Origin of the sequence: Burkholderia sp. Bp8998, assembly GCF_003854235.1 — a bacterium.
Lineage (GTDB): Bacteria > Pseudomonadota > Gammaproteobacteria > Burkholderiales > Burkholderiaceae > Burkholderia.
Map to the genome: position 1 here is coordinate 25355 of NZ_QTQF01000034.1, position 12085 is coordinate 37439.

The 12085-nt window shown below is 67.9% G+C and carries 9 protein-coding genes; 7 read left to right on the forward strand and 2 right to left on the reverse strand.

The window, feature by feature from the left end; genetic code table 11:
• Positions 1-31 precede the first annotated feature (31 nt).
• Together iolD and iolC are read right to left on the reverse strand one after the other, a co-directional pair.
• Positions 32-1915 (reverse strand): 3D-(3,5/4)-trihydroxycyclohexane-1,2-dione acylhydrolase (decyclizing), encoded by a 1884-nt coding sequence (gene iolD / locus DIE06_RS28125; protein ID WP_124664203.1) that lies wholly within the window; start codon positions 1913-1915, stop codon positions 32-34.
• 46 nt (positions 1916-1961) lie between these two features.
• On the reverse strand, positions 1962-3920 hold the full coding sequence (iolC, locus tag DIE06_RS28130) for a bifunctional 5-dehydro-2-deoxygluconokinase/5-dehydro-2-deoxyphosphogluconate aldolase (protein ID WP_124664204.1): 1959 nt from the start codon (positions 3918-3920) through the stop codon (positions 1962-1964).
• A 308-nt stretch (positions 3921-4228) separates the two neighbouring features.
• On the opposite strand from iolC, the gene DIE06_RS28135 reads away from it, so the two are divergent.
• The 7 genes from DIE06_RS28135 to DIE06_RS28165 all read left to right on the forward strand — a co-directional run bounded on the left by DIE06_RS28135 (position 4229) and on the right by DIE06_RS28165 (position 12078).
• Positions 4229-5155 carry a sugar ABC transporter substrate-binding protein gene (locus DIE06_RS28135; RefSeq protein ID WP_124664205.1) on the forward strand — a complete coding sequence of 309 codons (927 nt, stop codon included), beginning with the start codon at positions 4229-4231 and terminating at the stop codon, positions 5153-5155.
• A gap of 68 nt (positions 5156-5223) precedes the next feature.
• Positions 5224-6798, forward strand: a complete 1575-nt coding sequence (locus DIE06_RS28140; RefSeq protein ID WP_124664206.1) for a sugar ABC transporter ATP-binding protein — start codon at positions 5224-5226, stop codon at positions 6796-6798.
• A gap of 27 nt (positions 6799-6825) precedes the next feature.
• A complete protein-coding gene (locus DIE06_RS28145) occupies positions 6826-7851 on the forward strand; it encodes an ABC transporter permease (RefSeq protein ID WP_124664240.1) in 1026 nt (341 codons plus the stop codon).
• 37 nt (positions 7852-7888) lie between these two features.
• Positions 7889-8803, forward strand: a complete 915-nt coding sequence (locus DIE06_RS28150; RefSeq protein ID WP_124664207.1) for a sugar phosphate isomerase/epimerase family protein — start codon at positions 7889-7891, stop codon at positions 8801-8803.
• 63 nt (positions 8804-8866) lie between these two features.
• The gene (locus DIE06_RS28155; protein ID WP_124664208.1) at positions 8867-9880 is read left to right on the forward strand and encodes a Gfo/Idh/MocA family protein; all 1014 of its coding nucleotides are present in this window, start codon (positions 8867-8869) and stop codon (positions 9878-9880) included.
• A 32-nt stretch (positions 9881-9912) separates the two neighbouring features.
• Entirely contained in the window at positions 9913-10839 is a 927-nt protein-coding gene (locus DIE06_RS28160) for a TIM barrel protein (RefSeq protein WP_124664209.1), read from the forward strand.
• A 66-nt stretch (positions 10840-10905) separates the two neighbouring features.
• Entirely contained in the window at positions 10906-12078 is a 1173-nt protein-coding gene (locus DIE06_RS28165; RefSeq protein WP_124664210.1) for a Gfo/Idh/MocA family protein, read from the forward strand.
• Positions 12079-12085 lie beyond the last annotated feature (7 nt).

Consider the following 12085-nt stretch of genomic DNA (forward strand, 5'->3'; position numbering starts at 1 on the left):
TTGTTTTCGCGGGGCGGGGCAGGGAAACGGGTCAGCGCCGCTGCCGGGTTTTCTCGTCGAGATACGTCTGGTGCGCGCGTTCGACGCCGGCGCGCGCGGACACCTGCGGCACCGCGACCTCCCACCACGCACCGCCGTCCGCGGTCGTGCGCTCGTGCGTCGTATCGATCACGAGCACCTGGCTCGTCTTCGCCGCGCGCGCACGCTTCATCTCGCTGCGCAGCTCGCCGACGTCGCGCACGTGCACGGCTTCGGCGCCCATCGCGCGCGCATGCATCGCGAAGTCGATCGTCGAGCGTTCGCCGCCATCCGGCACGCAGTCGTCGAGCATGTTGTTGAAGCTCGCGCCGCCGCAATTCAGCTGCAGCCGCTCGATGCAGCCGTAGCCGCGGTTGTCGAGGATCACCACGATGATCTTGCGGCCGAGCATCACGGACGTCGCGAGTTCCGCGTTGAGCATCATGTACGAGCCGTCGCCGACGATCACGATCACTTCGCGCTCGGGCCGCGCGAGCTTCGCGCCGAGGCCGCCCGCGACCTCGTAGCCCATGCACGAGTACGCGTAGTCCATGTGATAGTTGCCCGGCACGCCGCTGCGCCACAGCTTGTGCAGCTCGGCCGGCAGCGTGCCGGCCGCGCACACGACGAGATCGTCGCGCGCGCTGTCGCGCCCTGCGTCGGCCGCGGAATCGCGCACCGCGCCGATCACTTCCGCGTCGTACGGCAGCGTGTCCTTCGGCACGCGCGTGGTCAGCTCGGTCACGCGCGCGTTCCACGCGGCGGCCTGGTCGCGGTTCGCGGCGGTCCACGCCGCATCCGCGCGCCAGCCCGCAAGCGCGGCCGACAGCTGGCCGAGGCCCGTGCGCGCATCGGCGATCAATTGCCGGCCGCGTTTCTTGCCCGCATCGAACGGCTGCACGTTCAGGCTCAGCAGCGTCGCATGGCCGAACAGCGCATGCGAGCCGGTCGTGAAGTCCTGCAGCCGCGTGCCGACCGCGAACACCACGTCGGCTTGCGAGGCCGCGCGGTTCGCGGCGGGCGAGCCCGTCACGCCGATCGACCCGAGGTTCAGCGGGTGGTCCCACGCGAGGCTGCCCTTGCCGGCCTGCGATTCGGCGACCGGCACGCCGTGCGTGTCGGCGAACGTGCGCAGCGCGTCCCATGCCTGGCTGTACAGCACGCCGCCGCCGGCGACGATCAGCGGCTTCTTCGCGGCTTTCAACACGTCCAGCGCATCCGCGAGTTCGAGCGCGTCGGCCGGCGGCCGGCGCATCCGGATCACCGGCGGCGCGAAGAAATCCTCCGGCCAGTCGTACGCGAAGGTCTGCACGTCCTGCGGCAGCGCGAGACACACGGGGCCGCACTGCGCGGGGTCGGTCATCACCTGGATCGCGCGCGGCAGCGCGACGAGCAACTGTTCCGGCGACGTGATCCGGTCGAAGTAGCGCGTCACCGGCCGGAAGCAGTCGTTCGCGCTGACGTCGCCCTGTTCGAAATCCTCGACCTGCTGCAGCACCGGGTCGGGCAGCCGCGACACGAACACGTCGCCGGGCAGCAGCAACAGCGGCAGCCGGCCGACGTGCGCGAGCGCGGCGGAGGTCAGCATGTTGGTCGCGCCGGGGCCGATGCTCGACGTCGCGGCCATCATCCGCTGGCGGAAGTTCGCTTTCGCGAACGCGACCGCCGCATTCGCCATCCCTTGCTCGTTGTGCGCGCGGAACGTCGGCAGCCGGTCCTTCTCGGCGTGCAGCGCCTCGCCGAGCCCGGCCACGTTGCCGTGCCCGAAGATCGCGAACACGCCGCCGCAGTACGGCAGGATCCCGGTGCGGCCGTCCGGCTGGACGACTTCGGCGCGCAGGGCGGCCAGGTAGCGCACGAGCGCCTGGCTGACGGTCAGTCTCACGGTGGTGGTCATCGTCTGTCGATCAAGAGGAGTCGGGTGGTCATCACGGGCATCGGCATCAGGCCGCGGCGACGGCGCGCGCGGCGGCACGGCGGCCGAGCCACGCGTCGACCAGCTGCGCGAAATTGCCGGCCACTTCGTCGATCAGCGCCTGGTCGTCGATCCGGCCGGCGAGCCAGTGCAGCGACGCGTCGGCCCACAGCGTGCGCCCGACCATGAAGCCCTTGACGATCGGGTTGGTCGCCGAGCGGAAGCTGTCGACGAGGTATTGCAACGGCTGGTTCAGTCCGAGGATCACCGCGCCGCGGCAGTGCGGGTCGCGCTCGGCCACCAGCGTTTCGAGCCGCGCCCAGCCATCGGCGCTCATCGGCGCGAGCTTCCACCACTCGGGCATCACGCCGAGGTTGTAGAAGCGCGCGACCGTGCGCAGCACCGCGTCGTCCTCGGTGCCGGCCGGCGTGACCGCGCGCGGCGGAATGATTTCCAGCAGCAGTTCGTTGCCGCTCTCGCGCGTGGCTTCCCACAGCTCGAGCACGCGCTGCTCCTGCGCGACGCGCAGGTCGACGTCGTCGTCCGGGTGGTAGTGGACGAGGCACTTCACGACCTGTTCGGTCGGCCAGTGCGTGAGCGACGAGCCGACCGAGCGCGTGTCGTCGAAGCACAGCGGCCGCGAGCCGGGCAGCTCGACCGGGCGGCCGACCCACCAGCCGCGGCCGGTGGCCGACGCGAGCGCGTCGCTGCCGTATGCGCCGCCGTCGATCAGCACGCCGACGTGGCCCTCGATATGGCGATCGCGCTCGACTTGTTCGGCCGCGCGCACGAGCAGGCGCTTCAGCGTCTTGATCCGCGCTTCGTCCGCGCCGGCCTGCACTGCGAGTTCGTAGAACTGGCTGCGATGGTCGAACGCCATCACGCACAGGTCGTCCCATTCGCGGCGCGGCACCGTCACGCGATGCAGGTGCGCGAGCGTGCGATCGGCGTCCACCTGCGGATTGCGGCCGCCGCCGAACCAGTGCGCGAGTTCGTCCGGCGTCGGCATCGCGGCCGAACACGCGTGGCGCGACACGACGATCGCGCCGCACGCATTTGCGATGCGCGTCGATTCGGCCCAGTCGCGTCCGCGCAGCAGCCCGGACAGCAGGCCCGACAGGAACGCGTCGCCCGCGCCGAGCACGTTCAGCACGTCGACGCGTTCGCCGGGGAAGGTCGGCGCGTCGTCGATGCGTGCCGGGATGTCGCCCTCGATCACGCAGCAGCCGAGCGCGCCGCGCTTGACCACCAGCGCCGCGCTGCTCGCGCGGCGCACGGCCTGCAGCGACGCGATCAGGTCGTGCGGCACGCCGCCCGCGATCAGGAATTCCTCCTCGGTGCCGACCAGCAGGTCGAACTCGCCGAGCACCTGCTGCAACTGCCGCGTGACCTGCGCGTCCGGCACGTAGCGGTTCTCGCCCGCGCCGCGCGCGGTCAGCCCCCACAGCACCGGCCGGTAGTCGATGTCGAGAATCCGCACGACGCCATGGCGGCGCGCGTAGCCGAGTGCGGTCAGCGATGCCTCGCGGGTGCCCGGCGTCGACAGATGCGTGCCGGTGATCGCGAGCGCGCGACAGCCGGCGATGAAGTCCTCGCGGATCTCGTCGGCGCGCACGGCCATGTCCGCGCAGTTCTCGCGCACGAACAGCAGCGGAAACGTGTCGCGATCCTTCAATCCGAGCAGCACCAGCGCGGTGAGCCGTTCCGGATCGGTCTGCAGCTGGCTCGTGTCGCAGCCTTCGCGCTCGAGCGTCTCGCGCACGAAGCGGCCCATCTGCTCGTCGCCGACACGCGAGATCATCGCGGTCTTCAGCCCGAGCCGGGCGACGCCGAACGCGACATTGCCCGACGAGCCGCCGAGATACATCTGGAAGCTGCGCGCGTCTTCGAGGCGGCTGCCGTACTGTTGCGCGTAAAGGTCCACGGCAACGCGGCCGAGGCAGGCGAGATCGATGGGGCGGTCAGTCGGAAAGTTCAACGGGCTCATATCACGTATCACGCTCGCGGCCGGCGTTCGACCCTGCCGGCAGATTGGGGGGACCGATCCCGCGACGGTTGGCCGTTGCATGCGCGGCACGACATGAAAGCGCCTGCCGCAAGGAATCGGGCTACGGAACGGAGTCTAGACTTTTTGGAAATCCAGTTCCCTAGGTGAAATCACGTAGAAATAAATTTCCAAATATTCGAGGAAGTGATCTACAGTTTCATCCGGATGCTTCAGTCCGTAATCGGACTCGGCCCGGCGGCGCGCAACGCGCCGTTTTCCGCCCCCGGAGATGAGGAGACAGAGTGATCATGAAGACCAAGCTGATGGCCGCCGCGGCCGCCGCAATCCTGGCCATGCCGCTCGCGCATGCCGAGAAGATCGGCGTGACGATGGCATCGTTCGACGACACGTTCCTGACGATCCTGCGCAACAGCATCGGCGATGCGGCGAAGAAGGACGGCGCGACCGTGCAGATCGAGGACGGCGGCAACGACGTCGGCAAGCAGTTGAGCCAGGTCCAGAACATGATCGCGCAGAAGGTCGACGCGATCATCGTGAATGCGGTCGATACCGACGCGACGCCGAAGATCACGAAGATGGTGACCGCCGCGAAGATCCCGCTCGTCTACGTGAACCGCAAGCCGGTCGATTTCGACAAGCTGCCGACAGGCGTCGCGGTGGTCGCGTCCGACGAGAAGCAGTCCGGCACGCTGCAGGCGCGCCAGGTGTGCAAGCTGCTCGGCGGCAAGGGTGACATCCTCGTGCTGATGGGCGAGTTGTCCAACGAGTCGGCGCGCGCGCGCACCAAGGACATCGAGGACGTGATCGCGACCAAGGACTGTTCCGGCATGAAGATCGTCGACAAGCGCGAAGGCAAGTGGAGCCGCACGCAGGGCCAGGACATCACGATGAACTGGCTGAGCTCCGGGACCAAGTTCGACGCGATCGTGTCGAACAACGACGAAATGGCGATCGGCGCGATCAACGCGCTGAAGGCCGCGCGCAAGCTGACGCCGAAGACGGTCGTCGCCGGCATCGACGCGACGCCGGACGGGCTCGCGGCGATGAAGAGCGGCGACCTGAAGGTGTCGGTGTACCAGAACGCGGCCGGGCAGGGCGCGCAGGCGGTCGCGGCCGCGCTCAAGCTGGCGAAGAAGCAGCCCGTCGACCGCTTCGTGAACGTGCCGTTCGAACTCGTCACGCCGGAGAACATGAACCAGTACGCGAAGCACTGACCGGCTTTTCCGCTGAACTGCGCGGGCCCGGCGCGTCCGGGTTCGCGTGTGACTTTCGAGGAACGTCCATGTTTACAACCAGGATGGCGCGCTCGATGGCCAGCGAAAGCGCGCCGGCCGCCTCGTTCGCCGCACCGGGTTCGTCCGGTGCGCCCGTTGCCGATTGCGTGCTCGAGGTGCGCGGCGTCGGCAAGTCGTTTCCCGGCGTCGTTGCGCTCGACGGCGTGCAGTTTCGCGTGCGCCGCGGCACCGTGCATGCGCTGATGGGCGAGAACGGCGCCGGCAAGTCGACGCTGATGAAGATCATCGCCGGCGTCTATACGCCCGACCAGGGCGAGATCCTGATTAACGGCGAGCCCGTCGTGCTGAACGGCCCGCTCGACGCGCTCGATCGCGGGATCGCGATGATCCACCAGGAACTCAACCTGATGCCGTACATGACGGTCGCGGAGAACATCTGGATCCGCCGCGAACCGAAGAACCGCTTCGGCCTGATCGATCACGCCGAGCTGCGCCGCCGCACCGCCGCGCTGTTCGAGCGCCTGTCGATCGACATCGATCCGGAAGCCGACGTGCGCACGCTGACGGTCGCGAGCCGCCAGATGGTCGAGATCGCGAAGGCCGTGTCGTTCGACTCGGACGTGCTGATCATGGACGAGCCGACCTCCGCGCTGACCGACAAGGAGGTCACGCACCTGTTCCGCATCATTCGCCAGCTGCGCGAGCAAGGCAAGGGCATCGTCTACATCACGCACAAGATGAACGAGCTGTTCGAGATCGCCGACGAGTTCTCGGTGTTCCGCGACGGCAAGTACATCGGCACGCACGCGTCGACCGACGTCACGCGCGACGACATCATCCGGATGATGGTCGGCCGCGAGATCACGCAGATGTTCCCGAAGGAGGCGGTGCCGATCGGCGACGTCGTGCTGGCCGTGAAGAACCTCGGCGTCGACGGCGTGTTCCGCGACGTCAGCTTCGAGTTGCGCGCGGGCGAGATCCTCGGCGTCGCGGGCCTCGTCGGCTCGGGGCGCTCGAACGTCGCGGAGGCGCTGTTCGGCGTCGTGCCGGCCACCTCGGGCGAGATCCTGATCGACGGCAAGCCGGTGCGCATCGCCACGCCCGCGCAGGCGATGAAGCACGGGATGGCATTCCTCACCGAGGACCGCAAGGACACCGGCTGCTTCCTGAATCTCGACCTGCTCGCGAACATGGAAGCGGCGGTGCTCAGCAACCGCTACGTGAAGTTCAATTTCGTGCGGCAGGCGCAGCTGAAGCGCGACTGCGAGGAAATGAGCCGGATGCTGCGCGTGAAGACGCCGGGTCTGCACGAGGAAATCCAGAACCTGTCGGGCGGTAACCAGCAGAAGGTGCTGATCGGCCGCTGGCTGCTGACGCAGCCGCGCATCCTGATCCTCGACGAGCCGACGCGCGGGATCGACGTCGGGGCGAAGGCCGAGATTCACCGGCTCGTCAGCGCGCTCGCCGGCAAGGGTGTCGCGGTACTGATGATCTCGTCGGAGATGCCGGAGGTGCTCGGCATGAGCGATCGCGTGATGGTGATGCACGAAGGCCGGATGACCGGCATCGTCGAACGCAAGGACGCCGACCAGGTCCGCATCATGGACCTGGCCTCGCGCTGAGCCGCAACAAGCATGGAGACAACTGAAATGGGCAACCTGAATCCGGTCGCGGACGCGCAGTCCATGACGATCAAGACGCGGCACGCGAAGTGGCCGCCCGAACTGAGCATCTTCCTCGTGCTGGTGGGCATCAGCCTGTTCTTCGAGGTGATCGGCTGGCTCGTCGTCGGCCAGAGCTTCCTGTTCAACGCGGAACGGCTCGAGATCATCGTGCTGCAGATGGCCGTGATCGGCATCATCGCGGTCGGCGTGAACCTCGTGATCATCACCAGCGGGATCGACCTGTCGTCGGGCTCGGTCGTTGCCGCGGCGGCCGTCGTGTCGGCCAGCCTCGCGCAGGTGTCCGATTTTCCGCGCGCGGTGTTCCCGCACCTGACCGACCTGCCGATCATCTGGCCGGTGCTGGCGGGCGTATGTGTCGGGCTGCTGGTCGGCCTGCTGAACGGCTCGCTGATCGCGCTGACCGGCATCCCGCCGTTCATCGCGACGCTCGGCACGATGGTCGCCGCGCGCGGCTTCGCGAAGTGGTTCACCAACGGGATGCCGGTGTCGATGCTGACCGACCCGTTCGCGGCGATCGGCGCGGGCGCGAACCCGGTGATCATCTTCGTCGTGGTGGCCGCGATCTTCCACGTCGTGCTGCGCTACACGCGCTTCGGCAAGTACACGTACGCGATCGGCGCGAACCGCCATGCGGCCGTCGTGTCGGGCATCAACGTGACGCGCCACCTGGTGTTCGTCTATGCGATCGCGGGCCTCCTGAGCGGGATCGCCGGCACCGTGACGGCCGCGCGCGCGATCTCCGGCCAGTCGGGCATGGGCGTGATGTACGAGCTCGACGCGATCGCGGCGGTCGTGATCGGCGGCACGTCGCTGTCGGGCGGCCTCGGGCGCGTGACGGGCACCGTGATCGGCGTGCTGATCCTCGGCGTGATGACGTCGGGCTTCACGTTCATCCGGATCGACGCTTACTACCAGGAGATGGTCAAGGGCGCGATCATCGTCGCGGCCGTGATCGCCGACCAGTACCGCAACAAGAAGTCGCGCCGCTGACCTGCCACGACCGAATTCGAAACCGACCGGGAAGAAGATGAAGATCGCTCTGGATCCCTACATGATTCGCCACCTGCCGCTCGACCGGCTGCCGCACGCGGTCGCCGAGCTCGGCTACGACCAGATCGAGTTGTCGCCGCGCAGCGACTTTCTCGACTGGTGGGTGATGCCGCGCGCGACCCGCGAGCGCATGGCCGCGTTCCGGCAGGCGCTGCGCGCAAGCGGCGTGGGCCTCGCGTCGCTGCAGCCGATGTACCGCTGGGCCAGCCCGTTCGAGGACGAGCGGCAATGGGCGGTGCGCTGCTGGAAGAAGGCGATCGAGGTCGCGCTCGAGATGGCGTGCCCGCTGATGGTGTCCGAGTTCGGGCGCGGCGCGTCGCCGGAGCGCTCGGTCGGCGAGCGGCCGGGCGCGAACCCGAAGGAGCTGTGCGAGGCCGCGTGGTTCCGTTCGATGGACGAGCTGCTGCCGATCCTCGAGCGCGAGCGCATCGTGCTGTCGGTCGAACCGCATCCGGAGGACTGGATCGAGCAGCTGCAGCCGGCGATCGACATCGTCACGAACATCGGCTCGCCGTCGCTGAAGCTCTCGTACATCGCACCGCACACGTTCTACTACGGCGACGACATGGCCGCGATGATCGCGCAGGCCGCGCCGATTCTCGCGCACGTGCGCGTGGCCGACACGTTCGACCACCGCAAGAGCAGCCAGCTGCGCTACATCGTGAACCCGCCCGGCTCGAACCAGATCCGCGTGCACCAGCATCTCGACATCGGGCAGGGCGAGATCGACTGGGACCTGTTCTTCCGCGCGCTCGGCGAGGCCGGCTTCGACGGCGTGATGTCGTCGTGCGTGTTCGCGTGGGAGGACCGCGCGGAAGCGTCATCGCGCTACATGCGCGACACGATCCAGCGCTACGTCGAGCGCCATTTCGAGCGTGCGGCGGCGCGCTGACTCATGAATGACCGGTGCGGCATGGGCTGTGCCGTTGCTGAACGACAGACTGGAGATATCCGGATGACCTTGCAAATCGGCGTGATCGGCTGCGGCGCGATCGGCCAGGACCATATCCGCAGGCTCACGCGCACGCTGTCCGGCGCACGCGTGGTGGCCGTCAACGACATCGATCCGCAGCAGGCGCGCGACGCGGTGACGAAGTACGGGCTCGATGCGGAAATCTACGGCGACGGCCACGAAGTGGTTGCGGCCGCCGGCGTGCAGGCCGTGCTCGTCACGTCGTGGGGGCCGACCCACGAAGCGTTCGTGCTCGACGCGATCGCGCACGGCAAGCCGGTGTTCTGCGAGAAGCCGCTCGCGGTGACGGCCGACGGTTGCATGCGGATCGTCGAGGCCGAGGTCGCGCACGGCCGCCGGCTCGTGCAGGTCGGCTTCATGCGGCCGTACGACGAAGGCTATCGTGCGCTCAAGCGCGTGATCGACAGCGGCGAGATCGGCGCGCCGCTGATGCTGCATTGCGCGCACCGCAACCAGTCGGTCGGCGAGCGCTACACGACCGACATGGCGATCACCGACACGCTGATCCACGAACTCGACGTGCTGCGCTGGCTGCTCGGCGAGGACTATGCGAGCGCGCAGGTCGTCTATCCGAAGAAGACGCGCCATGCATCCGCGCATCTCGCCGATCCGCAGATCGTGCTGCTCGAAACCGCGAGCGGCGTGCGCATCGACGTCGAGATCTTCGTCAACTGCCAGTACGGCTATGACATCCAGTGCGAGGTGGTCGGCGAGAGCGGCATCGCGAAGCTTCCCGATCCGCCGGCCGTCGGGCTCAAGCACGCGGCGCGGCAATCGGTCGAGATCATGACGGACTGGAAAGAGCGCTTCATCGCGTCGTACGACGTCGAACTGCAGGCATTCATCGACGGCGTGCGGCAGGGCGCGTTGACCGGCCCGTCCGCGTGGGACGGCTATGCGGCGGCGGTTGCGGCCGACGCCTGCGTGCGCGCGCAAAAGAGCGGGGCGGTCGAACCGATCGCGATGGCCGAACGCCCGGCGTTCTATCGCGGCTGACCCGCAACCCCTTTCCTGCCGGACTGACCGACATGACGATGAAGATTGGCTGCGCGCCCTGCTGCTGGGGCGTCGACGACGTGAACAACCCGCACCTGCCGCCGTGGCGGCACGTGCTCGCCGAGGCTGCACAGGCCGGCTACTCGGGTATCGAGCTCGGGCCCTACGGCTATATTCCGCTCGACCTCGACGTGGTGAGTGCCGAGCTCGACCGGCAGCGTCTGAGCATCACCGCCGGCACGATCTTCGACGACCTGGTGTCGCCGGAGAACCTGCCGAACCTGTTGCGCCAGACCCGCGAGATCTGCACGCTGATCACGCGGCTGCCGAAGCTGCCGACGCAGCATGGCCAGCGCCATGCGGCGCCGTACCTGGTCGTGATGGACTGGGGACACGAGGAGCGCGACTACGCAGCCGGCCACGCCGATCGCGCGCCGCGGCTGTCCGACGAACGCTGGGCGCGCATGGTCGACCATATCCGCCAGATCGCGGAAATCGCGCGCGACGAATTCGGCGTGCGTGCGGTGATTCATCCGCATGCGGGCGGCTACATCGAGTTCGCGGACGAGATCGACCGGATCGTCGCCGACATCGCGGCCGATACGGTGGGCCTCTGTCTCGACACCGGCCACCTGTACTACTCGGGGATGGATCCCGAAACGTGGCTGCGCCGATATGCGGCGCGGCTCGACTACGTGCATTTCAAGGATATCGACGCGGCCGTATACGAAGCGGTGATGGGCGAGCACATCGCGTTCTTCGCGGCCTGCGCGCGCGGCGTGATGTGCCCGATCGGCAACGGCGTGCTCGACTACCGCGCGATCCGCCGCGCGCTCGACGACATCGGCTATGCGGGCTACATCACGATCGAACAGGAGCGCGATCCGCGCAACGCCGGCACGAGCCTGCGCGACGTCGCGGCGAGCCGCGCGTTTCTCGCGTCGGCCGGATTCGCGTGAACGACCGACCGTTTGCGCTCGTGAACACACCATGAACATCTGAACACGGACAGGAACACGACAATCATGATCGACGGACAGATTCTGCTCGGACATTCGATTCCCTGGGGCATGGTCGGCGGCGGGCTCGGCAGCCAGATCGGCTACAGCCACCGGTCGGCCGCGTTGCGCGACGGCAGCTTCCGGCTGGTCGCCGGCGCGTTCGATATCGATGCCGAGCGCGGCCGGCAGTTCGGCGTGAAGCTCGGCGTCGACGCCGAGCGTTGCTATCCCGACTACCTGACGATGTTCGAGGCCGAGGCGACGCGCGCCGACGGCATCCGCGCGGTGTCGATCGCGACACCGAACAACACGCACTTCGAGATCTGCCGCGCAGCGCTGAACGCGGGGCTGCACGTGGTCTGCGAGAAGCCGCTGTGCTTCACGACGGAGGAGGCCGAGGCACTGCAGCGGCTGTCGGTCGAGAAGAATCGCATCGTCGGCGTCGCGTACGGCTATTCAGGTCACCAGATGATCGAGCAGGCGCGCGAGATGATCGCGCGCGGCGATCTCGGCGAGATCCGCATCGTGCAGATGCAGTTCGCGCACGGGTTTCACAGCGAGGGCGTCGAGGCCGCGAGCGCGGCCGCACGCTGGCGCGTCGACCCGAAGTTCGCGGGCCCGAGCTACGTGCTCGGCGACATCGGCACGCACCCGCTGTACATCTCGGAAGTGATGGCGCCCGAGCTGAAGATCCGCCGGCTGATGTGCTCGCGGCAGAGCTTCGTGAAGAGTCGCGCGCCGCTCGAGGACAACGCGTTCACGATCATGGAATACGACACGGGCGCGATCGGCTACGTATGGTCGAGCGCGGTGAACGCGGGCTCGATGCACGGGCAGAAGGTGCGCGTGATCGGCTCGAAGGCGAGCGTCGAATGGTGGGACGAGCATCCGAACCAGTTGCGCTACGAAATCCAGGGACAGCCCGCGCAGGTGCTCGATCGCGGAATGGGCTATCTGCATCCGCACGCGTTGCGCGAAGACCGCATCGGCGCCGGACATCCGGAAGGGCTGTTCGAAGCGTGGTCGAACCTGTATGCACGCTTCGCGCGCGCGATGGATGCGGCCGACCGCGGCGACGTGCAGGCGTTGAAGCAGATCCGCTTTCCGGACGTCCACGCGGGCGTCGAGGGTGTCCGGTGGGTCGAGAACTGCGTGCGGTCCGCCGATGCGGGCGGCGTGTGGGTCGACTATCGGTGAGCCATGG